Raw genomic sequence first — 26,655 nt, forward strand, 5'->3', positions numbered from 1 at the left:
GGAGCCGAGGTCTATGAGCGTGGAGCCGAGGTCTATGAGCGTGGAGCCGAGGTCTATGAGCGTGGAGCCGAGGTCTATGAGCGTGGAGCCGAGGTCTATGAGCGTGGAGCTGGGGTCTATGAGCGTGGGGCTGGGGTCTATGAGCGTGGGGACACGTCCTATGAGCGCACAGCTGGGGTCTATGAGCGCGGGGACAGTCCTATGAGCGAACAGCTACGGCCTATGAGTGCCTCCCCAAAAAACACAACAAAAAAACCGGTAGCTGGATTAGCTACCGGCATTCACAAACTTATTTTACTGGAACAACTGCTCCAGGCCATTCTTCTTCAATGAAATCTTGGATTTGCTTTGACGTCAATACTTCAACCAATGCTTTGATCGCATCGCTGTCTTCATTGCCTTTTTTCACCGCAATTACGTTAAGATATGGTGATTCTTGATCTTCTAATGCAATAGATTCTTCCTTTGGATTCAGGCCGGCATCAATAGCAAAGTTGGAGTTAATTAATAGCGCATCACCCTCGTCATTTTTATACAATTGAGGCATTAACGCTGCTTCGTAGTTCGCATCAAACTTCAAGTTCTTGGGATTTTCTACGATATCTTCCACTTCCGCTTTCACTTTTTCCACGCCATCAGCAAGCTTAATCAAGCCTTTTTCCTCGAGCATAGCAAGTACACGGCCGTGATCCGCAACAGAGTTACTGATTAAGATCGTTGCGCCTTCAGGAAGTTCTTCCAATGACTTATATTTCTTAGAGTAGACACCGATTGGTTCAATGTGGATTGCTCCTGCATTGACAAAATCATATCCGAAATCTGCAATTTGACTCTCTAGGTAAGGTATATGTTGGAAGTAGTTTGCATCTAGTGTACCTGCATCCAAATCTTTGTTTGGTAATACATAGTCTGTGTAGTCTTCAATCTTCAAATCATAGCCTTTTTCAGCTAATAACGGCTTTGCTTGTTCCAAAATCACCGCGTGTGGTGTGTTAGACGCGCCGACTGTCAATGTTGTTTTCTCGTCTTTTCCTGCATCACCATCTGCCGCCCCACTGTCCTTGCCGCTATCGTCTTTCGTTCCGCATGCTGCAAGTGCAAGCACAAGAACTGTCGCGAATAATCCGAATAAAAACTTCTTCATGTCATTTTTCTTCCTTTCCTTAATGGAATTATTTAGTTAACAGGTTTCCCTGCAAAACCTTTTATCGCTTGTCCAATCGTTTAACTAGTAAATCACCAATAAACTGAATGATAAATACGATGACCAACACTAAAATCGTCGCCATCATCGTAACATCTTCTCGACTACGCTGGAACCCTTCAAGATACGCAAGCGTCCCAAGTCCACCTGCACCAATGACCCCTGCCATTGCCGTATAGCCGACAAGCGCAATTGATGTAACCGTAATTCCAGACACGAGTGCTGGCATCGATTCAGGTAACAATACTTTGAAAATGATCGTAGATGTACGAGCACCCATCGAACGCGCGGCTTCAATAACCCCTTTATCGATTTCTTGCAATGCAATCAACACCATGCGACCGTAAAAAGGAGCGGCACCAATGATTAAAGCAGGCAATGCTGCATTCGGTCCACGCATACTCCCGAACAATAAATTAGTAAGTGGTATCAATAAAATAATTAAAATAATAAACGGAATTGAACGGAAGATATTGACGAACGCGCCTGTAAAGACATTAGTCATTTTATTCGCCCATAACTGACCGGGACTTGTTAAAAACAATAATAAACCAAGTGCAATACCAAAGACGAATGTGAAGAATGTTGAATATGCTGACATATACAGTGTTTCACCTGTCGCGACCCACATCTTTTCCCAGTTCACGTTCGGGAACCATTGCTCAATCATTCATCAGCACCTCCGTCTTTACTTCATTGGCATGCAAGAACGTAATGGCTTCTTCAATAATCGCCACATCTCCCACCAATTGCAAAACCAGTGTACCGTATGCGCCGTCGCGTGTGGTTGAAATATTCCCTTGTACGATATTGACGTCGATAGAAAATTTGCGGATCAATTCTGCAAGCACAGGTTGCTCTGTACGTTCACCGATGAATGCCAACTTGACCAACTTCCCTTGTGGCGCTTCTTCCCGCAAATGTGCTATAGCCGCGTCGGTGTCGGCTGTATCCGTCACCTGTGAAATGAAGCGCTTCGTGATGTCGGCTTGTGGAGCTTGGAAGACATCGAGTACGTTGCCCATTTCCATGACTTTCCCCGCTTCCATGACCGCCACACGATGGCAAATCTTTCGAATGACATGCATCTCATGCGTAATAAGCACAATCGTCAAGCCAAGACGTTCATTAATATCAGTCAATAAATCAAGAATCGCATTTGTTGTCTCAGGATCGAGTGCAGAAGTCGCTTCATCACAAAGCAATACTTCCGGATCATTCGCAAGTGCTCGGGCAATGCCCACTCGTTGCTTTTGGCCGCCTGATAACTGGGCAGGATAGGATTTTTCACGCCCCGTTAAGCCGACCAGATCAATTAGTTCCTTCACTTTGCGTTTACGTTCGGACTTTTTTACTCCTGCAATTTCAAGCGGGAATGCAATATTTTCTTCCACTGTGCGTGACCAAAGTAAATTAAAGTGCTGGAAAATCATACTAATCTTCTGGCGTGCATGACGTAGACCCGCTCCTGTTAGCGTCGTCATTTCTTGCCCATGGATCATAATGCTACCGGATGTTGGTTGCTCGAGACCGTTTAATAACCGGATGAGCGTACTTTTCCCTGCACCACTGTAACCGATGATGCCGAAAATTTCTCCTTCTTGGATGGCTACTGTCACATCCTCTACTGCGACAATTTCTGAACCGTTCAATTGGAATTTTTTATGAACGTTTGTTAGTTGAATCATTTTCTGCACCGCCTTTTCAAATCCATTTCATTTTGGTCATAAAAAAACCTTCCTGCAGACAAGCAGAAAGGCTGAACGTATCGAAATAAATATACGTTTACATTTCTCTCATCTGTCAAAGCTTTTTGCTCTGAGTGAATTGGCACCATTTCACGTATGTGACGGTTGCCGGGCTTCGTAGGGCACTTCCCTCCACCGCTCGTTATAAGAGTTTCGATATTCAGTTGATTGTATTACTTATACCATACTTCGGATTCTACTGTCAACTGAGCTTCTCTAGTAGATAGGGTACGGATTGGAAGGCGTAAATTTTTTCCATTGGTTGCCCTTTGCGGTGAATGAGCAAACACGGGACACTTTCTATTTCGTGATCGATTGCTACTTGTTGGACGTAATTCAAGTCCGCTTTTCCAACGGGTAAGTCGGGACGCATAGCTTCGATGACTGTTAGCATTTTTGATGCGACGTTGCATGTTCCGCACATTGGGGTATATAGATAAAAAGCGGCAATTGGTTCTGCCGCCTGCTCGCGTTTCCACGTTTCATTTGTCCAGTAATTCATTGATTCCACCTGCCAGATACTTAGAGTGTACTTTGAAATTGGCGGCGATTAGCACACTAGCCAATACTTTATTCGGTGTTGTTTCGACTTCACGGTACAAGCGATCCGTATATAAGTGCTTTGCTTCAGGATAGAGCTGCTTAAACAGCTTGCGAATGGAATCGCCCGAAGCATCGGCATCCATAAAAACGAAAAGGTCTTGGTTCTCATATGGTTCCAGTAACTCTTCGATATGGTAGGAGCTGATTGTGCCATTTGTACAAATGATATCGACCGGCTCCGCAAGAATGGGCAATAGCCTTTTGCGGTCGGAACTGCCTTCCACAATGAGTACTTTCGGATCCATCCAGTTTCCTCCTAGAGTGTAAAAAAAGCGCCGGAACGTTCCAGCGCTTTTCCTTTTTTCTTATTCGCCAGCTGTCATTTCTTCGTATTGCTCAGCTGTCATTAAAGCATCTAGTTCAGCTTCGTTTTCGATTTCCACGACGACCATCCAAGCGCCTTCGTATGGAGATTCGTTAACTAGTTCTGGGCTATCTTCTAGCTCTTCGTTCACTTCAACAACTTTACCAGTTAATGGAGCGTACAATTCAGAAACAGTTTTTACTGATTCAACGCTACCGAAAGGCTCGTCTGATTTCAATTGGTCGCCTACTTGTGGCAGTTCAACGAATACGATATCTCCTAGCTCAGACTGTGCGAAATGTGTGATCCCGATACGGTATTTACCGTCTTCTTCTTTTACCCATTCGTGCTCTTCTGAATAGCGCAATTCTTTTGGTGTGCTCATGTCTTTACCTCCAAAAATATAATAGTTTATCTTTATTCAGTTTGCCATAGTTCCTATTGAAAGACAAGAATCTATGTTCACCCCTGCCATGTTTGTGCGAATGTTTCTTCATTAAAACCAACTGTGACATTTTGCCCATCTGATACGATTGGACGTTTAATGAGCATTCCTTCAGATGCGAGCAATGCGATCTTTTCATCGTCGGTCATTTCAGGTAGTTTGTCCTTTAGCTGAAGTTCTCGATATTTCATGCCGCTCGTGTTGAAGAATTTTTTCAGTTCAAGTCCGGAGTTTGTGATCATTGTGCGCAACTCGTCTTCGCTCGGTGGTTGTTCGGCTATGTTCACTACTTCGAATGGAAGCTCCCCGTTCTCTAGCCATTTCTTTGCTTTGCGGCATGTACCACACTTCGGGTAGCCGTAGTATGTAATTGTCATAATCGTCATTCCCCCCTTTTTTTTAGTATAGCAAACAATTTGGGGTGGATGCTAATTCTATGAGCGGAAGACTGGGGGTTTTGGGCGCGGAAACACAATCTATGAGCGATACACTCAAGACTATGAGCCCGGAAACACAATCTATGAGCGACACACCCAAGACTATGAGCGCAGAACCACGATCTATGAGCGCTACACCTTAGTCTATGAGCGCGCAACCATAATCTATGAGCGCCACACCCAAGACTAGGAGCGCGGCACCACAATCTATGAGCGACACACCCTCACGTAATTCGCCCTAGCAAAGTACGTAATCCATCACAAAAACACCCCAAAAGTTAGATTGTAGCTCTAACTTTTGGGGTGCACATCAAACTGGGGTGTTTCTACAATCTTTGCTTATCAAACTATATACTTTTCAGCTGCAATTAGCTTCACGGATGCTTCGCGCTTCTTCGCAATTAAGTTGTATGGATTATTACGAGTCAGCTTTCGCAATGCAGAGATCATCATACGCTGGTTGTCACCGTCTACTGCAGCAAGCAATGTTTCTTTTGCTGCGGTTTCAATACGGCCGAACGCTTCCTGACAGAAGATTTGAGTATATAGAAGCTTCTGATTCTCTTTTTCTTCGCCATTCTTGTTAATCGCCTTCTCCGTACGAAGCACTGCAGACTCCATACCAAAGATGTCGTTTGCGATGTCTGCGATGTTAACGAGAATTTCCTGCTCTTGATCTAGCTTCGTGCCATAGCGCTGTGCTGCAAGTCCTGCAACTAGGATACAGATTTTTTTCGCGTTCTTCACAAGTACTTTCTCCTGAGCTAATGCTTCGTCGCCCACTTCTTCCGGCATCATCATCAACAGCTCTTCCTGCAGCCCTTGTGCTTGTTGAAGCAATGGCAATTCGCCTTTCATTGCTTTTTTAAGGAATGTGCCTGGAACGATCATACGGTTGATTTCATTCGTACCTTCGAAGATACGGTTGATCCGAGAGTCGCGGTAGATACGCTCTACTTCGTACTCCGCCATGAAGCCGTAACCACCATGGATTTGAACTGCTTCATCAGAAATATAATCTAACACTTCGGAACCTATTACTTTGTTGATAGAACATTCAATAGCATATTCGGCAATCGAAGCTGCCACTTTTGCACCGTCTTTTTGCTCTTCAGGACTCATTGCGGCGTTACGTTCTTCAAAGTAACCAACTGTACGGTAAACCAAGCTTTCAGTTGCATACAACATAGAAGCCATTGTACCGAACTTTTCTTTTGTCAGGTTAAATGAAGAAATAGGTGTGTCGAACTGCTTACGTTGGTTCGCATACTTGATAGCCAGTTCAAGGGCACGCTTAGATCCGCCGACTGTACCTACTCCAAGCTTGTAACGGCCGATGTTTAAGATGTTGAACGCGATAATGTGTCCACGTCCGATTTCACCTAATAAGTTTTCAACAGGTACTTTTGCATCTTCCAAGATTAATGTCCGCGTGGAAGATGACTTGATACCCATTTTTTTCTCTTCCGGTCCTACAGAAACGCCTGGATACTCTTTCTCTACGATAAACGCAGTGAATTTATCGCCATCGACTTTTGCATAAACTACGAAAACGTCAGCAAATGCCGAGTTTGTGATCCACTGCTTTTCACCGTTTAGTACATAGTGTGTACCTTCTGCGTTTAACTTCGCTATTGTTTTCGCACCTAGTGCATCTGAACCTGAGCTTGGCTCTGTCAATGCGTAAGCGGAAATCTTATCGCCACTTGCGGAATTCGGTAAGTATTTTTTCTTCTGGTCGTCAGTACCAAATAACACGATTGGTAAAGTCCCGATTCCTACGTGCGCACCGTGAGTGATCGAGAATCCACCGGCTATGGATAGTTTTTCAGCGATTAATGCAGAAGATATTTTATCCAGTCCAATACCTTCATACTCTTCAGGAATATCTGCTGCAAGTAGACCGAGATCACCTGCTTTTTTCAATAGTTTCACAGAGTGCTCGAACTCATGATTTTCTAGCTTATCAACTAACGGCAAGACATCATTTTTGACGAACTCTTCCGTTGTTTTTGCAATCATTTTCTGTTCATCTGTGAAATCCTCCGGTGTGAAAACGCGTGATGCGTCCATATCCTCAGTTAAAAACGCTCCACCTTTTACGAATTCTGTCATAGTGTTTCCCTCCATTGCTTTTGTCATATAACTTCCCCCTCTTCGAAACCTATTTATTTACAAGACTTCGAATACTCCTGCCGCTCCCATTCCGCCACCGATACACATCGTCACGACACCGAACTTTTTGCCTTGGCGTTTCAATTCGTGAATTAATTTCAATGTTAATACTGTTCCAGTTGCCCCTAGTGGGTGACCCGTTGCAATTGCTCCCCCGTTGACATTGACTTTGCTCATATCCAGACCAAGCTCACGAATAACGGCTAGTGATTGTGATGCGAATGCTTCATTGAGTTCCCATAGATCAATGTCCTCGATCGACAAGCCCGCAAGTTTTAATGCTTTAGGCACCGCTTCAATTGGCCCAATCCCCATGATTTCTGGTGGCACACCGCCTACTGCGAATGAACGGAATTTCGCTAATGGTTTCAATCCGCGCTGGTTGGCGACTTCTGAATCCATTACTAAGACCATTCCTGCTCCATCCGACGTTTGTGAAGCGTTACCCGCTGTGACAGAACCTTTCGCTGCGAATGCTGGACGTAATTTCCCGAGTACTTCCGACGTTGTGCCTGGACGTACGCCTTCATCCATTTTGAATAATACACTCTCTTCTTGGTACTTGCCTTGTCCATTGACAAAACGTTTAGTCACTTCAACCGGTACGATTTCGTCGACAAACTTACCTTCTTTAATGGCTGCATCTGCACGTTTATGCGATTCAACTGCGAATGCATCTTGATCTTCACGGGAGATGCCATACTTTTGCGCCACTTGCTCCGCTGTATGCCCCATTCCCATATAGTATTCCGGTGCTTCTTCCGCTAGTTTGAAGTTTGGTCGAATCGTATTGCCCATCATCGGCACCATACTCATCGACTCGACGCCGCCAGCTAAAATCGCTTCGGAATAGCCGAGCATAATGCGTTCTGCCGCATAAGCGATCGATTGCAAGCCGGACGAACAAAAACGATTAATCGTCACTGCAGGAGTCGTATCAGGTAACCCCGCAAGTGTGCCGATATTACGCGCCACGTTCATTCCTTGTTCCGCTTCAGGCATTGCACAGCCAATAATTACATCATCAATCGGACCATCATAATTTCCTGCACGCTTCAATGTTTCCTTTATCGTCAACGCCCCGAGATCATCCGGACGTACAGTCGCCAAAGAACCTCTTCCTGCTTTTCCAATCGGTGTTCGAGCACCGGCTACAATTACTGCTTCGCGCATGCTGTTTCCTCCTTTATCTATCCACCATCAGTTACGTAACGGTTTGCCCTTCACAAGCATATGCTGCATACGTTGTTGTGATTTCTGCTCTGCCACTAAACTCAAAAATGCTTCGCGTTCTAGATCCAGCAAGTACTGCTCGTCGACATGTGTACCGTATGGAATCTTACCGCCAGCAATCACGTACGCTAGCTTCTTCGCGATTTTCAGATCATGATCGCTGATGAAACTGGAGATATGCATACCTTCCGCAGCCAACAACAATGTCGCGTAGCCTGAATCGCCTGTTACTGGAATCTTTTCTCTCTTTGGTGCCACGTAGCCTGTCTCAAATAAAGCAAGAGCAGCTTGTTTCGCATCGTAAATCTGATGATCGGAATTAACACTCACGCCGTCCGCAAAGTCTAAGAAGTTATTTTCTCGCGCTTCATCAGCCGATGCCGAGACTTTCGCCATCGCAATCGATTCGAATACTTTGTTCGCGATATGTTGATAGTCCGTTGGCACACCGTTTGGCAAGCCTTTTAGATGCTTCTGATATAAATTGACGTTTCCTCCCCCACCCGGAATCAAGCCAACCCCTACTTCAACCAATCCCATATATGTTTCCATTGATGCTTGAATATGTGCAGCCGGCAAACACACTTCCGCTCCGCCACCGAGTGTCATTTGGAATGGTGCTGCCACGACTGGTTTACTGCTATATTTAATCTTCATCATCGCATTCTGGAATGAACGAATAACGAAATCAAGTTCAAAAATATTATCATCTTGTGCTTCCATCAAGATCATCCCTAGGTTCGCACCAACACAGAAGTTTTTCCCCTGATTCCCGATAACAAGCCCTTTGAAATTCTTCTCCACTTCATCGACCGCAAAGTTAATCATTTGGATGATGTCGAGTCCGATGGCATTTGATTGCGAGTGGAATTCAAGCAATGCTACGCCGTCTCCTAAATCAACTAAACTAGCACCAGGGTTTTTCTTTATGACGCCATGTTTCTTTTTATAAAGCTTCAAGTTAATCGCTTTTTCATTTACTTCAACTACCTTGTAATCCGAGCCATCGAAATAGTATATATCGCCTTCTTCCTCTTTATAGAAAGTTTCAAAGCCTTTATCGAGCAATGACTGAACGAGCGTTGGTATTTCCTTGCCCTCTTCTTTCAGTAACTCTACTGATTTTTGAACGCCAATCGCATCCCAAATTTCAAACGGTCCTTGCGTCCAGCCGAAGCCCCACTTCATAGCATTATCGATTGCTACGATATCATCCGCAATCTCGCCATGAAGTTGTGCTGCGTAAAGCATCGTCGGTGTTAATGTGCTCCAAAGAATCTCACCTGCACGGTCTTTTGCATACAGCAATGTCTTCACTTTATTCGCAAGACCTTTTTGCTGTTTCGCCAAGTCGATTGAAGGCGCTTTCATTTTTTCTGTAGGAATGTATTCCAATGTGTTCATATCTAATTGAAGAATATCTCTACCTTTTTTTAAGTAGAATCCTTGCTTCGCCTTTGCGCCAATCCAACCATTATCGATCATTTTCAGTACGACTTCTGGTAATTCAAATGTCTTTTGCTCGTTACCAGTCGTCTGATCATAGACATTCTTCGCTACATGCATATACGTATCAAGTCCGACTACATCTAATGTACGGAACGTCGCGGAGGTCGGACGACCAATCAATGTGCCTGTAACTGAATCAATTTCACCAATCGTATAGCCGCGTGAAAGCATCTCATGCAACGTCACTTGCAAACCATATGTACCAATGCGGTTCGCGATAAAGTTCGGTGTATCTTTCGCAATAACGACTCCCTTGCCTAAACGATCTTCACTGAATGTTGTCATGAATTCTACAACTTCAGGTGCTGTTGTTTTTGTAGGAATAATCTCAAGCAACTTCAAGTATCTTGGAGGATTAAAGAAATGCGTTCCAAGGAAGTGTTTTTGAAAATCTTTCGAACGACCTTCTGCCATGGCTTCAATACTAATGCCAGATGTATTGGATGAAATGATTGTCCCTGGCTTTCGTACGTTGTCTATTTTTTCATATAAACTCTTTTTAATGTCTACGTTTTCAACGACGACTTCAATGATCCAATCTACGTCTTTCAATTGATCCAAATGGTCCTCGAAGTTTCCTGGTGTAATTAACGAAAGATTTCTCTTCGTTGTCAGAGGTGCTGGTTTTTGTTTCAGCAATTTTTCCACTGCAGTAGCCGCAAACTTATTGCGAAATCTCGGATCTTCATTTGTCAGTCCCTTCACCTCGTCATCCGCACCTACTTTCGGTGGTAGGATGTCTAGTAAAAGAACAGGTATGCCAATATTGGCTAAATGCGCCGCAATACCAGAACCCATTACGCCTGATCCTAAAACTGCCGCTTTTCTAATTTGATAAGTCACGTGCAATCCTCCCTTTATCTTTGAATGAACACTCATTCATTACTAGCGTAAAAAAATACGCCTTGCCTATACATACTACTATAAATCATTTTAAACTATTTCGCAATATTAAATAGACTTTTTATCAGACTTTTTAGATTACTAGCGAAAGCAATTAAATACACAACGGCTGAGAAACATTGTACACTATTTATTGAATGGAGGCGTTCTTAATGAAAGAAATCAAAACTGTAGAAGAGTTTAACGAAATCATCACAAGCGACCAGCCGGTATTGGTGAAATTTGAAGCAGACTGGTGTCCGGACTGCAAACGCATGGATATGTTTATCGATCCTATCGTGGAAACATACGATACTTACACATGGTATGAAGCAGATCGTGATGTTATTCCTGAAATCGCAGAAAAGTACGAAGTTATGGGCATTCCAAGTTTGCTAGTGTTCAAAAACGGCGAGAAGTTCGCCCACCTACACAGCGCAAACGCAAAATCCCCTGCACAGGTTACAGAGTTTCTTGATGGAGTGAAGATTTAACGAGAGAACTAACAGCGCTGACAAAAGTCAGCGCTGTTTCTTAATACAGGAGGCGTTATTAATGGCAAAGTTCATCCGCGTGCAAGGTAAGTCACAATATGACGGGGACATTGAGCCTGCGTACCGCCCTTCTGCCTGCGGACCCGTCACCGCATTCGTACTACTGCAACACCTATTCCCCCACACACCCACCCCGAACATCAACGAACTGTACCGAAAACTAGGCGGCACGAAAATCGGTTTGCCGACGTGGCGCTTTGTCCGAAGACTCAAGCAACTGCTCGGTGCAGACTGGCAAGTGGGAGTATGCGACGTACAGCAAGCCTTAAAGCAAATCGATGAAAATCGTCCCGTAGCGTTGAAGTTCGACAAATGGTTTAACTTCAAATGGTGCGGTCGGTTTTCATTCGACTATCACTGGGTTGTAATGGTCGGCTATGACTATGTAGCGGGTGCGCTGCATGTACTCGTCCATGATAACGGTGGTAGAAACCGCGCAAGCACCGTTCGATCGATACCTTATGAACCGAATAAAACCATTCTGACCTTCGTCAAAATCGAACCGTCAAAACGGTGAAGTCGCAAGTCCTTGCTTAGCAATCATCGAATAGCCTTGCTGTTCCATTAACTGTGCTCGTTCTTCGGTAAACGCCGGAATGAGCAACTGATCCAGTGGGTCATCCAGCGTAATTTGACAATGAATCGTTGCGAGTTCTCTTGAAATCATCAATATCTCTTCATCCGTAGCAAGCTTCTTTTGGATACCCGCCGTCAATTCTTCTCGCGCAGCCAGCACGCCATCCACCGAACCATATTGCTGAATGAGTTTCAATGCAGTCTTCGGTCCAATCCCCTTGACGCCAGGATAGCCATCACTCGAATCTCCTGTAAATGCCTTCAGATCAATAAACTGCGCTGGCGTAATGCCATACTCTTCTATAAAACGCGCTTCATTATATTCATCGTACTGCGTGAACCCTTTCTTTGTCAGCGCAATCGACACTTCCGGCTTCAGTAACTGCAATAAATCTTTATCCCCCGAAACGACCGTCAACTTGGCTTCGTCTTTCCATGTTTCTACTAATGAACCAATCAAATCATCGGCTTCCATATTTTTAATCCCGTAACTCTTCCAGCCCAACGCTTCCGACACTTCTCTTGCCATGTCGAATTGTGGAACCAACTCGGGGGCTGGTGCCGGTCGATGCGCCTTATAATCCGAAAATAATTCATTGCGGAACGTTTTCGAACCCATATCCCAACAAACCGCCAAATGGGTCGGCTGGAAAATCGAGATCGCACTCATCGTATGCCGTGCAAAACCTTGTACACCATTCGTCGGCACATCAAATGCATTGCGGAAAAACTGGCCGCTATGTGCCGTCGCAAAAAATGAACGGAATAACAACGCCATCCCATCCACTACTAAAATATGTGGTTTATTTTCATTCATCAGTATCCACTTCCTTTCCTCTAGTCTATCACAGAGTTACGGTGAATGAAGATGAAGAAAAAGTCAAATGTCGAATGCGCTGCATATGATAACAGGAGATGGTAAAGAAGGAGTGATTAGTTGAATCAACAAGGTGGCAATTTTGGCTATCCTCAGTATGGGCAACAACAATGGCAAGGTGGCTTTCCGGGAGGGGCTGGATGGAGCAACACTTCTCCTATGCACCCATTTTCTCCTTGGCAACCTAGTTTTCCGGGTCAATCTGGATTTCCAGGATCGCAATGGTTTCCTGGCATGCCCGGTTCACCTGGTTTTCCAGGACAGCCAGGATTTCCTGGGCAATCAGGTTATCCGGGACGCCCAAATTTTCCAAACCAGCCAGGGCATGGTGGTGGGCAGTCAAGCGCACCAACGACACCCCCTCCACACCAAATACCTAGCTACCCAGAAATCCAAACATTCGCAGTTGACCCGGGCGCAATCTCTGGTTGTCTATACCGCTTCACATATGTTTGGACGTCAAGATTTAGAGGCTTCTGGTTCTACCCAACATTTGTCGGCAGAACATCTGTAGCAGGTTATCAATGGAATCCGCGTAGACATCGTTGGGAGTATTTAGGAATTGATTTGCAACGGATTGATTCGTTCCGTTGTATTTGAGGAACATAGAAAAGGAGTGAAATTTTGAGTCAACAAGATGAAGGTATGTGGTATCCGCAGTTGCCAGAAGGGTATCCGGGACAGCAGTATGAGGCGTATCAGCATCAGAATCGCCCGCAGCAACCTAATCATCAACAAGGGTGGCCGGGGGGCGGGTATCCGGATTATCCTTCTCCGGGGCAGTCTCATTGGCAATCAGGTTGGCCCGGACAGCAACCAAGCTATCCAAGTCAACCAGGTTATCCAAGTCAACCAGGTTATCCAAGTCAACCGGGTTACCCGAGTCAACCGGGCTATCCGAATCAGCCTGGGTTTCCAGGACATCACGGGTGGCCAGGGGGCAATCAAGGCTATCCAGGGCAACAAGGATACCCAAATCACCCAGGATATCCAGGATATCCAGGACATCATGGTCAGTCAGGACATCACGGGCAACCCGGACAATCTGGAGGTCATAACCAACAACAAGCACCAACTTCAGCCCCCCCGAGCCAAACACCTAGCTATCCAGACGCCAGTTTACGCGCAGTGGATCCGGGCGGAATAGCAGGGTGTTTGTACCGATACACGTATATTTGGACTTCTAGGCATAAAGGGTTCTGGTATTACCCGACATTTGTAGGCAGGACTTCAATTGCAGGCTATCGTTGGGATCCGCGCCATTATCGTTGGGAGTATTATGGTCTAGATCTTAAACATATAGATTCATTTAGATGTACGTAAAAAAACCTGGCGGAACAATCGCCAGGTTTTTCTCATTCTATTAAATCTTCATCCCACGAATTACACTCTTTACTTCCGACTCCACACGTAGGGACTCCGTAATTTTCTGTAACGCCTTATTATATGTGAATTTATCTAATGAATGATCCCCTTCTAAATAACACATCGTCAGCTTAGGAAATTTCACAAAACAAATCGACAGTGCCCAAGCAACGGCCATTTTCACATAATACCCGTCATGTTGCACACGGTCGAGCAATGACAGTACACTATGGATCGTATCCGACTCGATATAATAATCCAAAAGCATGACAATACCAAAACGAAGCTTGTACTCATCGTCTGAAATCAAATAGGGCTGCAAGAAATCCCACACGCGTTCCTTATGTTGCTTCGTTATTTTCAAGCTAGTACAAAAGCTATCACATACGGACCAGTTATCAATCTTTGGTACAAACACCACCACATACGACAGAATTTCCTCTATGTCTGCTTTTACATAACCAATTACCAAACCTTGCAACATTACTTCCTCAAAATAGTTTTCTTCCGCAGTTTCCAAATACGAGCGCCAGTCGCCCTTCGCGATTTCCTTCGCTAGTTTCCGTAATTCCGGCTTGCGTACTCCTAATACATTATCATTAGTTGGGATAAGCGCAGAAGCAAATTTTTGATAGTCCTCATCGATTAATTCATGAATTTTTTCTTTGATTTCATTTTGCATACAACCTTTCCTCTACCCTTCCCTTAGTTAACAATTGATGAAAACCCTTACATCTGTTTTATTTGATTTTAACCATAACAGATGGGTAATTTTCTAGCAATATAAGCATAAAAACCTTTGTACCATTCAGATTCTTTAGTATAATGGAATAACGATTAGTTAAATAGTTAAACAACTCTAACCAATATAACTATTCACCATATAATAATTGTTTATTTAAGGAGCTAACAGTGATGACCCTATCAACACAGAATGTAATACAAGCTTTACAATCCGTACTAACAGAAGAACAAGTGACAGTTAACGAAACCGTGCGCGAACTACATGGTAAAGACGAATCCTACCATACGATGAAGCTTCCAGATATCGTCGTCTTCCCCACATCCGCCGAAGATGTTAGTCAAATTATGAAAATTTCAACCAAACATCAAATTCCAGTCATACCATTTGGCTTGGGCTCAAGTCTAGAAGGTCATGTCATTCCCGAAAATGGTGGCATCACGATTGACTTTTCACTTATGAACAATATTTTAGACGTACGTGCAGAAGATTTTTTAGTTACCGTCCAACCAGGCGTCACACGCTCTCAATTAAATAAAGTATTAAAGAAGCACGGACTATTCTTCTCTGTCGATCCGGGAGCAGATGCTACACTCGGCGGCATGGCAGCAACAAACGCGAGTGGCACAACTTCAGTTAGATACGGTGTCATGCGCGACCAAGTACGTGATTTGGAAGTCGTACTCGCAGATGGCACAATCATTCATACAGGAAATAAAGCCGCAAAATCTGCGTCCGGTCTTCATTTAAATGGACTCTTTGTAGGTTCTGAAGGTATCCTTGGTTGCTTTACCGAACTAACTTTACGTGTGTATGGAATTCCTGAATATACGACAGCAGCGCGTGCGTCATTCCCAACCGTCAATGACGCAGTAGAAGCAGTCCTTTCTATTTTGCAAGCGGGTATTCCAATTGCACGTGTTGAACTAGTTGATGAACCATCGATGAAACAAGTCAATCATTTTAGTGAAACGAACTATCATGAAAAACCTACATTGTTCCTAGAGTTCCACGGTAACGAGGCAGGACTACAGCAAGACGTAGAATTCACAAAAGAAATCGTAGCTGACCATCACGGCGAAGAAGTCGAATTTGAGACAGACAACGCTGGACGTAACAGACTATGGGAAGCACGTCATAATTTGGCCTATGCTTTCATCCATGGTAATCCGGGCAAAAAGTTGATGGTGACGGATGTTTGCTTACCAATTTCAGAGTTAGCGAACGCAGTGAATCATGCACGCGAAACCGTTGAGTCTCTTAACATGCCCGCTGGAATTGTAGGCCATGTAGGTGACGGTAACTTCCACGTCTTATTGATGATGGATATGAATGATCCAGCAGAACGTGCTAAAGCAGACGAGTTAAATGAACGAATTGTTCTCTATGCACTTGAACGTGGCGGCACGTGTACAGGAGAGCACGGTGTTGGTGTCGGTAAACAGAAATATCAGCAACAAGAACACGGTGCGGCACTTGAAGTAATGGAAAAAATCAAACGTGCGCTCGATCCAGATAATTTACTCAATCCAAATAAAATCTTCCACCTTGATTCTGCAGTACCAAAACTATAACCCTCCGGAAACAGTTAAGTTAGTTCAATTGCCGGACAATACTTTGCTGTTTGGTAATCATGATCGCTGGTATCGCGTTGATGTTGCGGACTCCTTTTTTGGACTAGACACATATATCACGATTTTACTCGGTGTAGTGATGTTCGGAATGGGGCTAACATTAAAAGCGATCCACTTTAATATCATCTTGACGAATTCCGGTCCTATACTAATTGGTGTAGTAGCGCAGTTCATCAGTATACCAATTGCAGCTATAAAATTTCGAAAGTTCCTTCGATACCTAACGATATATCTTTTTTTATAGAATAAAGACATCCTTTCACGCTACTCGTCGTGAAGGAATGTCTTTTTTTAGTATTATTTGAGATCGTCAACTATCTATTTCGAAGCTCATTCCTACTTTCCCCATTGCTCCGTCTACGAAACTAATTATAATAAAACCATTTTAATTTAGAGGTTTTACGGAACTTTGTGTCTAAGCCTTAGGATTTTAGGGTATATCTAAATATGTCGCAGTTGGCAGAGTAAACCAAATAACTGTTATACTCTAGTATCTTTTGAAGTTTTTATTTTATAAGGAGGGATTATGATGGCGGATAAACAGCCACCCATCAAGGAAAATGGAAAATCTGAGCATCAACAAGACTTGAGTCGGAGAAATTTCTTGAAAAACACTGGATTAGTAGCCGGTGGACTCGTTGGGGGATCGCTTTTTGGGGGTCTGATAACAGGCGGCTTAGACAAAAAAGATAAGCAAAATGGAGAAACCGAAAATGCACACCCGAATAAAGAGTATGAAGCATTTCAAGCACGTCAGTTTTTCACACGTGAACACGATTTCAAATTATTGATAGCTTCCACAGAACAAATACTTCCCGAAGATGAACTTGGTCCTGGCGCTATCAAATTAGGCGTACCCTATTATATCGACAAACAACTTGCCGGTCGCTGGGGTATAAATGGACACGACTACCGACAAGGTCCTTTCGTGGCGAATTTGGACAAGTCCGACCAAACGGCTGGTCCAGGTGGAGAACAATCGATTTTGGATCGGGGTAGCCTCTTTTTACTTGGATTGCGAAAAATGGACGAGGAAAGCCAAAAACGTTTCAGCACTCCATTTGACGAAGCAAGCGAAGAACAACAAATCGAAATCATGACAGACTTCGAAGCGAACAACGTGAAAATGCAAGGCGTCAAAGCATCCGAGTTTTTCATCTTGTTGAAACAAGCAACATTGGAAGGCGCTTATTCTGATCCTCTCTATGGCGGTAATGTGAATATGGAAGGCTGGAAAATGAAGGAGTTCCCTGGTGCGCAAGCCTCGTATGCCACCTATATTGAACAAGATGAATTTGTAAAACTGGATCCGATCAGTTTAAGAGACTATCAAGGACACTAAGGAAACTTACAAGGAGGACATGATATGGTCAAAAAATTAAAAAAAGTAGATGTCGTAATTGTTGGGTCTGGCTGGGTTGGTGGAATTGCCGCGGCAGAACTGACGAAAGCCGGACATAAAGTAGTAATACTAGAACGGGGTAAAAACAAAAAGCAAGAAGATTTCATCGGTACGAAAGACGAATTGCGCTATTCCAAACGGTATGATCTTATGCAGGAGCTGAATAAGGATACGATCACTTCAAGGAATTCGATGGATAAAGTAGCAATGCCCGTTCGAAACAATATGAATGCGAGACTTGGAAATCACACAGGAGGCGCGGGAGTTCACTGGAATGGGTTGGCGTTCCGTTGGTTGCCTTATGATTTTGAAATCTACAGCAAAACGGTTGAGCGCTATGGTAAAGATAAAATTCCTAAAGAATCGACCATGCAAGACTGGGGTATTACATATGACGAGCTGGAGCCGTATTTTGATAAATACGAAAAAACAGCCGCCATCTCAGGCGAAGAAAGTCCGCTTGGTCCCCCACGCTCTGATAAGTACCCTCTTCCGCCGATGAAAGAAACACCAGCCATTCGGCTATTTACAGAAGCAACGAAAAATCTTGGCTATCATCCATACCGTATTCCATCTGCCAACGCTTCACAAACGTATACCAATCCAGATGGTGAAACAATCAATGGATGTGTCTACTGTGCATTTTGTGAAGAATACGGCTGTGACTTCGGTGCAAAAGCTGATCCGATCATTACCGTACTGGCCACGGCACAAAAGACGGGTAATCTTGAAATCCGCAATGATTCATTCGTGAACAGCGTAAGCCATGACGGTAAGAAAGCTATTGGATTAGTTTATACTGACACGAATACAGGTGAAGTATTCGAGCAACCTGCAGACATCGTAGTCCTTGCTGGATTTGTTTTTACGAATACGCGACTATTGCTAACGTCAAAAATCGGACAGCCTTATAATCCGAAAACAGGACAAGGGATTATCGGGAAGAATTTCACAGGCCACTTCAGTAATCTGTCAACGTATATTGGGGCTCGCGGATTCTTTGAAAATAAAAAGTTCAATAACTTTATGGGTACCGGAGGGCTAGGTGCAACAATCGATGACTTCAGTGGGGATTACGAAGATCATACGAATCTCGACTTCTTGCATGGATACGAAGTGCATTACAGTCAGCTAGGTACACGTCCAATCGCACATAACTCAGTTCCAGAAGGCACGCCAGGCTGGGGCAAAGAATTTAAAAAGCAGTCGTTGAAATATTTCAACCGAAACTTGTTCATCACAGCGCAAAGCGGCTTCCTTCCAAACAAGAATACGTATATGGATCTTGACCCAACGTATAAAGACGCACTCGGCAATCCTCTTTTGCGTGTTACCGTCACCTATGCGAAACAAGACATCGCTCGGGCAAAAGCTGGCGTAGCCCGTTGTGCAGAAATAATGAAAGCAATGGGTGCAGATACAATGAATGTCGATGTCGTCAAAGATGATACTGCATTCGATCATAAATTTTATACAGATCACTTCTTTGGCGGTGCGATTATGGGTGCGGACCCTGCAACATCCGCTGTCAATACGTACTCACAAATGTGGGATATGGATAATCTGTTTGTTGTTGGGGGCTCATCATTCCCACACACCGGTAATTATAATCCTACGGTTACGATTGGCGCATTTGCCTACCGTGCTGCAGAAGGCATGATTACCTACTTAAAAGAAGGTGGCAATCTTGCTTATAAGAAGCTTGAGAAAAACGCATAAATTCAAAACGCCTCCCCCTGTTCATTAAACAGGATGGAGGCATTTTTTTACTTCTTCAACGTATAGTTCTTCCCTTTTTGATCCGTCACGACCAACTGTGTTTCAGTTACATACATATCTTTTGCCAGGACATTTGACAGCTTGCTAGTTTTTTTATGAAGCAAGCTATACTTGTATACGCCTGTTTTATTGAAATAATACATCGTCGAGTGATCAAACAAGACCGATTTATTGTTTTGATTTACTTGGACATGTTTCGGTGTGAATGCCACATTATCGAAAATCACACGAGCTTCGAAGCCGAATTCTTTTCTTTTATCCTTCCCGTCTAACGTGGCAGAATAAAGTACGAGAGGATCGTCTAGTGGCGGATTCGGATTAAACGAGTAATCGAAATAACGGGCTTTATTTTTTTCATTCGTATAGTACATCCGGTCATTCCAGATAAACAGATTGCGGAAAGAGAAGTCATTCGGTTGATCCATGAAAGTTAGCTCTTGGCCGTTCGTTTTCACCTTCATTAGCGCATAGGAAATTGGCATCTCACTCATTTCACCAACAGCATACCAATAAGGGATGAAAATCTCATCATTATAGAGGATCAGCTGGAAACCTTTCATCAGATATACTTGAAACGTATCATTTCTCGGTGTGTCTTCTGGTCTAATTAACACTTCACTAGTGCCAGTCTTAATTTGTTCTTTCAGCAACTTATAAGGATAGTCACCCGTACTTACAGTATAGGAGAAACCATTTTGTTCCACGGTTTTCCCTTTCGTACTGACATAGGAGTGGTAGCTACTGAGCTTTTTGGAATCATCAAGTGCACGAACGAGAAATGCGGAAAACTGTGCCCGCGTGACTGAATTGGCTGGCATATACTTTCCTTCCGAACCACCTGCGACGCGTTGTTTTGCGATTCCGTTAATATCTTGATACGCCCAGTGTGCCGGTGTCACATCGACAAATGTTGCTTGCTTATCGAGTGGTATGTTAAATGAACGTCGCAAGATTGCAGCCATTTGCGCACGTGAAGTTTCCTCGCTAGGACGCATAAATCCGTTGTCTCCGCGCAGTATACCTTTTTCATTTACCGTCGCGAGAATCTGGTAATACGAAGACTTATTCGATACGTCCTTGAATTGGACTGTCGGATTTTTTACGAGTGGAATCTTTAACGCTTTAATCAACATTGCAGACGCCTGTGCACGAGTGATTGGCTCATTCGGTTTAAACGTGCCGTCCGGATAACCACCGATTATATTATGATCAGTCAAATACTTGATTTCGTTCTTTGCCCAGTGTTTATCTACATCAGTAAACGTAGTTGCCGCGTGTACTTGGACTGGTGTAGCTGAGAAAATAAGCAATAAAGTCGTGAATACTATAAGTAGTTTATTTTTCAACAGAATCAACCTCCTATTAGTCATTCTTTAATTAAAACCAGGCGGACTTTTCTATATAGTGAGCGGTTGGTTGACAGCTTCTTGTAAAAACCTACCCGCCTGGTTTCAACCGACGTATTAGTCTTCTACTACCCAACGCCCCGAGCTTGCATCCCTTCCCATAGTGAATACATGCTCAGCAACGCCTTGTCGTCCATATTGATAGCGAATTTCTACTTGATTGTCAGATCGCATGGTCACTTTTCGATAAGATGCTTCTAAAAACATTTCGGGCTTACGACTGATTTGTGCAAATCCGGCTGTTTGTGGCAAATCACGTAAGCCAAATAATTCGTCATATAAATAGACATCGAATATTTGCTCTGGCTTGTAGTCCCCAGTCAGCTGTCCGGATAAATAATCTAAATAAACAGACCTTGTCTTTTCCTCCGTCGCAACGCCTACTACTTGCCCATAAATTTTATGCACTGGCGTAATCGTCGCCCCCTGTACTGATTCACTCCTAGGGAAATGATTCAATAAAAAATATTCCCGCGCATTTAATAGCTGATCGTAGCCTCCAGCAATCTGGATATCTCGTTCTTTATAACGCTCCATAATCTCCGTATCTACTGGTTTCCCATTTATAGTCAGCTCTCCATTTTTCAATACGACACGGTCTCCCGGAATCGCTAGAACCTCATAATATACATCATCAAATGTTGGTAAATGGCTCGATGTATTGGTCATCGTCCGCACGATATCACCTGCTTCGTAGACAATATCATCAAATAAATTGGCTTGACGTTCAATAACCGTATGATATGTGTCTGAACTACCTTGTAACGTAAATGGTGTTTTATCGACATAATTGAGACCATCGACTGTATCAAAATGAGGTAACTTCGCGAATTCTTCATAATCAATACTAGATAACATCTGCTTTTTCTGTAATGCCGAAATTTGCGCCATATCATCTAAAGGATCATATGGAACCCCACGTCCCTCATCGGAGGAAAGTAGATTGGAAGGGATGAATGTCATAATCAGTAATAGGGCAACTACAGGTAGAGCTGCCGTGACAACTAGCACGCGCCATGAATGCTTTTTACCTGTCGGCTGTAACTCTTCATGTACACGCTGCTTAATCCGTCTCTCTTGGTCCGATGTATCGCCCATCATTTGATCTAACTTACGTTTAAAATCACTCATGTACCCATTCCCTCCTCTTCCTCTTCATCAAAGAACTCCTTCAGTTGTTGCTTTGCCCTTCGTAGTCTCGTTTTCACCGTGTTTTCATTTAGATCCAAGTACTCCGCAATCTCCGCTATTGATTGCTCATCATAATAAAATAAAATTAACGGCTCACGATACTTTAATGGCAGCTGAAAAAGATGTTTTTCAAGTGAAGCGAGTCGCTCTTGCTCGAGTAGTACTTCTTCTGTACTTTTTGATGAAACAAAAATCGTATCAAACAGCACATCCTTTTTATGCTTCCAGGAACGCAAATAATCTTTTGCACGGTTGGCTGTCATTTTTGTTAAGTAGGTTTTTAATGAAGCTTCGTTACGAAACTGGTCGCTTTTTTGAAAGTACGTGACAAATACTTCTTGTACAACATCCTCCGCTGTCGACCAATTTTTCACATATAAATAAGCGATGCGTACTAAATAACGCGAATGCTTATTCATGATTTGATCCATTTCATTCATGTGCGTTAGTCACTCTCTTCTATGGCCACGTCATGTCCCCATCCACATACGTAGCAAATTGCTCAAATGATCTTTTTTCTGTCATGCCAAATCGATTCACTTCATAATTCGAAGTATCCATAGTCGCATACCCTTCAACCGTCGTATAGCCAATTAATAGTCCGACTTCTTTAGCCGCGGCAATAAATTGTTCATTGTACTGCCCGTAGGGATACGCTATTGAAACAGCTGTTGGTACTTTCTTTAAATTCTCTAGTAAATCCGCGGCTATTTCATCTTGTGTATGATCAAATACCACACCTAGATTCGTAGCATGATTGAGTTCATGCAACTCGCTCGTATGCGCTTCAAACTGAAACACATCTTTCATCTTATCTAAATCAGCAGCCGTTAAATACGTTAACAATCCGCCTCCATCAAATGCCGGTGCACCCTTTTCTCGATCCATGCGTGAAGAGATCATATGATGCGGTGCAGTAAATCCGTATTTCTGTAACACAGGATACGCATAGTCCTTCGCTGATACTAAACCATCGTCGAATGTAATAACAATCGCTTGGCTCGGTACGACAAGGCGTCCTTCTAAATAATCATAAAGCTGTTGTGAAGTCAGTGTCGTAAACTGCTGATCTGCTAAATACCCCATCTGCTGTTCAAAACTTTCCAATGAAATCGTGCTCATCGTTGTTTGCATCATGGCGCGCGGTAGTACTTGGTGGTATACAAGCACAGGCACCCCCGTGTCTAACGTAATGGACTGCTTATGGATGTATCCCGGTCGTTCACCTATTTTAATGATATACCAATCTTCTATTTCCTGTACGACTGGATAGCGATAACCTGCTTCTAATTGCAGTAACGCGCCACTTTCCAAGTCAGCTTCCGCATACACTGTCGTAGTTTCAAGCGTTTCCACCGAAGCGAATCGTTCTGTATAAACAGATGGCAATACTTTCTGTTTCTCAACTACACCACGACCTTTAGGAATAAATGCAGCCATTTTACCTAAGCTAAGCACATAATACGCCTCATCTTCACCTGTAATCGCAACTGGTTGACCTGCCTCTAACACCCCGATTTGTATAAGGTTTTCCGTCCTCATATAGATTGGCTGGCGCTCTTGAAGTGTTAACACCCGTTCAAATTCTCTCACCGAAACAACCGGTTCACTTCGAACAGCTTGCGCAAACACTGTTCCTTGCTGCTCACGGAAAAGTGGCGTTTCATTCAAAATCCAATTCACACCATTACCCAGTATAAATAAAATTGCACTAACAAGTAATAGCCCGCAGCTAAACACTTTCTTCATCCTTTTACCTCCACTGTCATTTAAGTACCGTACAGACGGAGGAATTCAGAAAAAGTTTCAACGGTTGGTAAAAAGATTTTGAGATCGTTTAACGTTTATGACTATCGCGGATCTTTGCTATCCACCCACAAAATCTACTACACATATGTACTTTCAAAAAAAACAGCATTCCTTCACCCAGATACGAGCGAAAGAATGCCGATTCAAATGTAAATGTAAAATACTGCTTCTAATTAACTAACCTACCTGCCTTGCCCACCTTCTCCCAATACTCATCACGAATTTGCACCTTTTGAATTTTCCCGGAAGCGGTTTTCGGAAGTTCCTTCACAAATGTAACGCCAGTGACTGCTTTGAAATGAGCAAGATTAGCTCTTGAGAAATCGATAATATCCCGCTCAGTTGCATCGGCACCATCGCGTAACACAATGAATGCATGCGGTGTTTCTCCCCATTTTTCATGTGGCACAGCAATGACGGCTGCTTCAAGTACAGCAGGATGGTCATATAGCACGCCTTCTACTTCTATAGAAGATATATTTTCACCACCACTAATCACGACATCTTTTTTACGATCCACGATATTAATATAGCCATATTCATCTACCGTTCCCATATCGCCTGTCATCATGTAGCCGTTTCGCAATACTTCATCGGTCGCTTCTTTGTTTTTCCAATAGCCTTTCATGACACCATGACTTCGTACCGTGATTTCACCAGACTGCTTCCCATCATGAACAACTTCATCACCATGATCATCCACTACCCGAACATCCGCACCAATCATCGGATACCCTGCTTTTGCCTTTAGCTGTATTTTCTCCTGATCCGACAAATTCGCGACAGTCGAACGGATCGTAGAAAATAGACTGAACGGAGATGTTTCCGTCATTCCGTATACTTGAATGAATTCCCAGCCAAGTTCTTCTTCCACACGCGAAATGAATGATGGCGGAGGCGCGGAACCCGCCACAATGACACGAATTTTATGATCAAACGTCGGCTGATGTTCTTCGCAATACTGGAAAATCGCATTCAGTACAGCAGGCGCCATATGCAAAATCGTTACCTTATACTTTTGAATCGCTTCGATAATCGTTTGCGGGGACGTTTTACGTAAGCAAATTTGTGAAGCTCCGTTTGCCGTATAATAAAACGGTGATCCCCAGCCGTTTACATGGAACATCGGCAACACGTGAAGCAATACATCTTCATCCGTCACACGCAAATGATGCATTGCGCTCATCGCATGTAAATAATTATTCCGATGTGTCAGCATAACCCCTTTCGGATTACCCGTCGTGCCACTCGTATACAGCAAACTGCAGACATCGTCCTCCTGCACATCTGCACGGTCAAACGGTTCATCTGAGTAAGACGCAAGCCACTGATCATAACCTAGCGCATCTGTATCATCATTTTTATAATGAATAATAATCTTTTGCACCGTTTCCAGCTGTTTCTCTATCGGCTGAATATGTGCATAAAACTCTTGATCCACAAACAATACTTTTGATTCACTATGATTCAATATGAATAAATAATCTTCAGGTTTCAGCCGTGTATTTAGCGGAACCATGATAGCGCTTACTTGATACACCCCATAAAACCCTTCAAGCATTTCAATAGAGTTTCCGCATAAATATGCGACATGATCTTCTTTCCCAATACCTAGGCTACGTAAGCCGCGGGATAATTGGTTCACTCGTCCGTTAAACTGTGCGTATGTAAAAGAACGACCTTCTTCACCAAAAATCGCTTCTTTATCACCGTAAAGCGAAACCGCACGATCTAGAAATTGTGTTAAGACTAATGGAACATTCATATGAATCCCTCCTTATATTATTTTCATTATATAAGATGTATCGCTAATATTACAATACTTCAAAGATTTATAACCTCCGTAGTATTGAAAAACATCCGAAACATCGGATTCCAACAAAAGTTTCATTAGGCTAAAAGCGATTGGTTTCGAATTAAACTTCAATCCGCTATATAGTATAATATAACAAGTCTCATACTATAGGAGGGGCATGAATGTTAAAGAAAAGGTTCCTATGGATTTTCGCAGCGGTTCTATTGATTGCATGGCTTAGTTTGTTTTTTATGAATCGGGCAACTGAAGATCTAGTACTAGGGAAGAAGATTGAAGATCTAGCGAAAAGCGACAAAACGGAAATTCCACTCTCTCCTTTAACCGATTTCTACTGGGATCAAGCAATGGTTTACGGTCCTTATACAACAAAAGACAACATCGAAGAATCATTAAATATCCAATTTAAAGGGAGTACGCATGGAATTGAATCACTTGAAGATCGCTTCTTACTTGTGTTCGCAAAGGGAAATCATGCAGTGAAAACTGTTCCCCTATCAAGAATGCCCGGTGATTATTCAGAGAAGAACGGTAGACTGACTCCGGAGAATGATGTATTGGTTGTTACTGGGCGGTAACGTGTTCTATGAGCGCGGAGTCGCTTTCTATGAGCGCGGGATCGCTTTCTATGAGCGCGAGATCGCTTTCTATGAGCGCGACATCGCTTTCTATGAGCGCGCGATCGCTTTCTATGAGCGCGCGATCGCTTTCTATGAGCGCGCGATCGCTTTCTATGAGCGCGCGATCGCTTTCTATGAGCGCGGGATCGCTTTCTATGAGCGCGACATCGCTTTCTATGAGCGCGGAGTCGCTTTCTATGAGCGCGGAGTCGCTTTCTATGAGCGCGAGATCGCTTTCTATGAGCGCGGAGTCGCTTTCTATGAGCGCGGAGTCGCTTTCTATGAGCGCGGAGTCGCTTTCTATGAGCGCGGAGTCGCTTTCTATGAGCGCGGAGTCGCTTTCTATG

27 protein-coding genes, 1 pseudogene and 1 riboswitch are annotated in these 26,655 nt (G+C 43.5%); of the genes and pseudogenes, 10 read left to right on the top strand and 18 right to left on the bottom strand.

Annotated features, from left to right (window positions below; genetic code table 11):
• Window positions 1-333 (top strand): hypothetical protein (locus CSV79_RS16885; RefSeq protein WP_199171933.1); only part of this gene is annotated, 333 nt, incomplete at its 5' end.
• Here CSV79_RS16885 and CSV79_RS14500 read toward each other — a convergent pair.
• The 10 genes from CSV79_RS14500 to CSV79_RS14545 all read right to left on the bottom strand — a co-directional run bounded on the left by CSV79_RS14500 (window position 290) and on the right by CSV79_RS14545 (window position 10,501).
• Window positions 290-1,144, bottom strand: coding sequence for a MetQ/NlpA family ABC transporter substrate-binding protein (locus CSV79_RS14500; RefSeq protein ID WP_099689762.1), 855 nt, complete (start codon window positions 1,142-1,144; stop codon window positions 290-292). The two genes, CSV79_RS16885 and CSV79_RS14500, sit on opposite strands and share 44 nt — an antisense overlap.
• A 61-nt stretch (window positions 1,145-1,205) precedes the next feature.
• A complete protein-coding gene (locus CSV79_RS14505) occupies window positions 1,206-1,874 on the bottom strand; it encodes a methionine ABC transporter permease (protein ID WP_099689763.1) in 669 nt (222 codons plus the stop codon).
• Entirely contained in the window at window positions 1,867-2,892 is a 1,026-nt protein-coding gene (locus CSV79_RS14510; RefSeq protein WP_099689764.1) for a methionine ABC transporter ATP-binding protein, read from the bottom strand. Before CSV79_RS14510 ends, CSV79_RS14505 begins: the two co-directional genes overlap by 8 nt.
• A gap of 105 nt (window positions 2,893-2,997) precedes the next feature.
• Window positions 2,998-3,103, bottom strand: a riboswitch (SAM riboswitch).
• A 51-nt stretch (window positions 3,104-3,154) separates the two neighbouring features.
• A complete protein-coding gene (locus tag CSV79_RS14515; protein WP_099689765.1) occupies window positions 3,155-3,454 on the bottom strand; it encodes a thioredoxin family protein in 300 nt (99 codons plus the stop codon).
• Entirely contained in the window at window positions 3,435-3,800 is a 366-nt protein-coding gene (locus CSV79_RS14520; protein ID WP_099689766.1) for a hypothetical protein, read from the bottom strand. The genes CSV79_RS14515 and CSV79_RS14520 overlap by 20 nt, the downstream gene beginning before the upstream one ends.
• Before the next feature lie 60 nt (window positions 3,801-3,860).
• Entirely contained in the window at window positions 3,861-4,244 is a 384-nt protein-coding gene (gene gcvH, locus CSV79_RS14525; protein WP_099689767.1) for a glycine cleavage system protein GcvH, read from the bottom strand.
• 77 nt (window positions 4,245-4,321) lie between these two features.
• On the bottom strand, window positions 4,322-4,681 hold the full coding sequence (locus tag CSV79_RS14530; protein ID WP_099689768.1) for an arsenate reductase family protein: 360 nt from the start codon (window positions 4,679-4,681) through the stop codon (window positions 4,322-4,324).
• Window positions 4,682-5,083: 402 nt separating this feature from the next.
• Window positions 5,084-6,856, bottom strand: coding sequence for an acyl-CoA dehydrogenase family protein (locus CSV79_RS14535; RefSeq protein ID WP_369824991.1), 1,773 nt, complete (start codon window positions 6,854-6,856; stop codon window positions 5,084-5,086).
• 57 nt (window positions 6,857-6,913) lie between these two features.
• Window positions 6,914-8,089, bottom strand: coding sequence for an acetyl-CoA C-acetyltransferase (locus tag CSV79_RS14540; protein ID WP_099689769.1), 1,176 nt, complete (start codon window positions 8,087-8,089; stop codon window positions 6,914-6,916).
• A 27-nt stretch (window positions 8,090-8,116) separates the two neighbouring features.
• Window positions 8,117-10,501: a 3-hydroxyacyl-CoA dehydrogenase/enoyl-CoA hydratase family protein gene (locus tag CSV79_RS14545; protein ID WP_099689770.1), complete on the bottom strand. Its 2,385-nt coding sequence runs from the start codon at window positions 10,499-10,501 to the stop codon at window positions 8,117-8,119.
• Window positions 10,502-10,713: 212 nt separating this feature from the next.
• Between CSV79_RS14545 and CSV79_RS14550 the strand changes: the two genes are divergently transcribed.
• Together CSV79_RS14550 and CSV79_RS14555 are read left to right on the top strand one after the other, a co-directional pair.
• Window positions 10,714-11,034, top strand: a complete 321-nt coding sequence (locus CSV79_RS14550) for a thioredoxin family protein (protein WP_099689771.1) — start codon at window positions 10,714-10,716, stop codon at window positions 11,032-11,034.
• Between the two features lie 61 nt (window positions 11,035-11,095).
• Window positions 11,096-11,611, top strand: a complete 516-nt coding sequence (locus CSV79_RS14555; RefSeq protein ID WP_099689772.1) for a C39 family peptidase — start codon at window positions 11,096-11,098, stop codon at window positions 11,609-11,611.
• On the opposite strand, the gene CSV79_RS14560 is transcribed toward CSV79_RS14555, so the two are convergent.
• Window positions 11,600-12,487 (bottom strand): 5'-3' exonuclease, encoded by an 888-nt coding sequence (locus tag CSV79_RS14560; protein ID WP_099689773.1) that lies wholly within the window; start codon window positions 12,485-12,487, stop codon window positions 11,600-11,602. The genes CSV79_RS14555 and CSV79_RS14560 overlap by 12 nt on opposite strands.
• Before the next feature lie 219 nt (window positions 12,488-12,706).
• On the opposite strand from CSV79_RS14560, the gene CSV79_RS14565 reads away from it, so the two are divergent.
• Entirely contained in the window at window positions 12,707-13,147 is a 441-nt protein-coding gene (locus CSV79_RS14565; protein WP_099689787.1) for a collagen-like triple helix repeat-containing protein, read from the top strand.
• 24 nt (window positions 13,148-13,171) lie between these two features.
• On the top strand, window positions 13,172-13,870 hold the full coding sequence (locus CSV79_RS14570; protein ID WP_099689774.1) for a polyadenylate binding domain-containing protein: 699 nt from the start codon (window positions 13,172-13,174) through the stop codon (window positions 13,868-13,870).
• Window positions 13,871-13,910: 40 nt separating this feature from the next.
• On the opposite strand, the gene CSV79_RS14575 is transcribed toward CSV79_RS14570, so the two are convergent.
• Window positions 13,911-14,594, bottom strand: coding sequence for a DNA alkylation repair protein (locus CSV79_RS14575; protein ID WP_099689775.1), 684 nt, complete (start codon window positions 14,592-14,594; stop codon window positions 13,911-13,913).
• A gap of 233 nt (window positions 14,595-14,827) precedes the next feature.
• Here CSV79_RS14575 and CSV79_RS14580 point away from each other — a divergent pair, with 233 nt between their 5' ends.
• The 4 genes and pseudogenes from CSV79_RS14580 to CSV79_RS14595 all read left to right on the top strand — a co-directional run bounded on the left by CSV79_RS14580 (window position 14,828) and on the right by CSV79_RS14595 (window position 19,409).
• On the top strand, window positions 14,828-16,228 hold the full coding sequence (locus CSV79_RS14580) for an FAD-binding oxidoreductase (protein WP_099689776.1): 1,401 nt from the start codon (window positions 14,828-14,830) through the stop codon (window positions 16,226-16,228).
• A gap of 27 nt (window positions 16,229-16,255) precedes the next feature.
• A pseudogene (locus CSV79_RS14585) lies at window positions 16,256-16,481 on the top strand (bile acid:sodium symporter family protein); the annotation flags it as partial.
• Window positions 16,482-16,814: 333 nt separating this feature from the next.
• Window positions 16,815-17,630, top strand: coding sequence for a gluconate 2-dehydrogenase subunit 3 family protein (locus tag CSV79_RS14590; protein WP_233201463.1), 816 nt, complete (start codon window positions 16,815-16,817; stop codon window positions 17,628-17,630).
• A 24-nt stretch (window positions 17,631-17,654) separates the two neighbouring features.
• Window positions 17,655-19,409 carry a GMC family oxidoreductase gene (locus tag CSV79_RS14595; protein ID WP_099689779.1) on the top strand — a complete coding sequence of 585 codons (1,755 nt, stop codon included), beginning with the start codon at window positions 17,655-17,657 and terminating at the stop codon, window positions 19,407-19,409.
• 47 nt (window positions 19,410-19,456) lie between these two features.
• On the opposite strand, the gene CSV79_RS14600 is transcribed toward CSV79_RS14595, so the two are convergent.
• The 5 genes from CSV79_RS14600 to CSV79_RS14620 form a co-directional block, all read right to left on the bottom strand.
• Complete coding sequence (locus tag CSV79_RS14600; protein WP_158232554.1) at window positions 19,457-20,815, bottom strand: S-layer homology domain-containing protein; 1,359 nt, start codon at window positions 20,813-20,815, stop codon at window positions 19,457-19,459.
• 117 nt (window positions 20,816-20,932) lie between these two features.
• The gene (locus CSV79_RS14605; RefSeq protein ID WP_099689781.1) at window positions 20,933-22,006 is read right to left on the bottom strand and encodes a S26 family signal peptidase; all 1,074 of its coding nucleotides are present in this window, start codon (window positions 22,004-22,006) and stop codon (window positions 20,933-20,935) included.
• Window positions 22,003-22,506: a sigma-70 family RNA polymerase sigma factor gene (locus CSV79_RS14610; RefSeq protein ID WP_099689782.1), complete on the bottom strand. Its 504-nt coding sequence runs from the start codon at window positions 22,504-22,506 to the stop codon at window positions 22,003-22,005. The genes CSV79_RS14605 and CSV79_RS14610 overlap by 4 nt, the downstream gene beginning before the upstream one ends.
• A 19-nt stretch (window positions 22,507-22,525) precedes the next feature.
• Complete coding sequence (locus CSV79_RS14615) at window positions 22,526-23,815, bottom strand: polysaccharide deacetylase family protein (RefSeq protein WP_099689783.1); 1,290 nt, start codon at window positions 23,813-23,815, stop codon at window positions 22,526-22,528.
• A gap of 229 nt (window positions 23,816-24,044) precedes the next feature.
• Entirely contained in the window at window positions 24,045-25,640 is a 1,596-nt protein-coding gene (locus tag CSV79_RS14620) for a long-chain-fatty-acid--CoA ligase (protein WP_099689784.1), read from the bottom strand.
• A gap of 212 nt (window positions 25,641-25,852) precedes the next feature.
• On the opposite strand from CSV79_RS14620, the gene CSV79_RS14625 reads away from it, so the two are divergent.
• Window positions 25,853-26,266 (top strand): hypothetical protein, encoded by a 414-nt coding sequence (locus CSV79_RS14625; RefSeq protein WP_099689785.1) that lies wholly within the window; start codon window positions 25,853-25,855, stop codon window positions 26,264-26,266.
• Here the strand turns inward: CSV79_RS14625 and CSV79_RS16890 are convergent.
• On the bottom strand, window positions 26,253-26,655 hold a 403-nt coding region (locus tag CSV79_RS16890), incomplete at its 5' end, for a hypothetical protein (protein WP_199171934.1). The two genes, CSV79_RS14625 and CSV79_RS16890, sit on opposite strands and share 14 nt — an antisense overlap.

The organism is Sporosarcina sp. P13, assembly GCF_002743055.1.
Taxonomy (GTDB): domain Bacteria; phylum Bacillota; class Bacilli; order Bacillales_A; family Planococcaceae; genus Sporosarcina.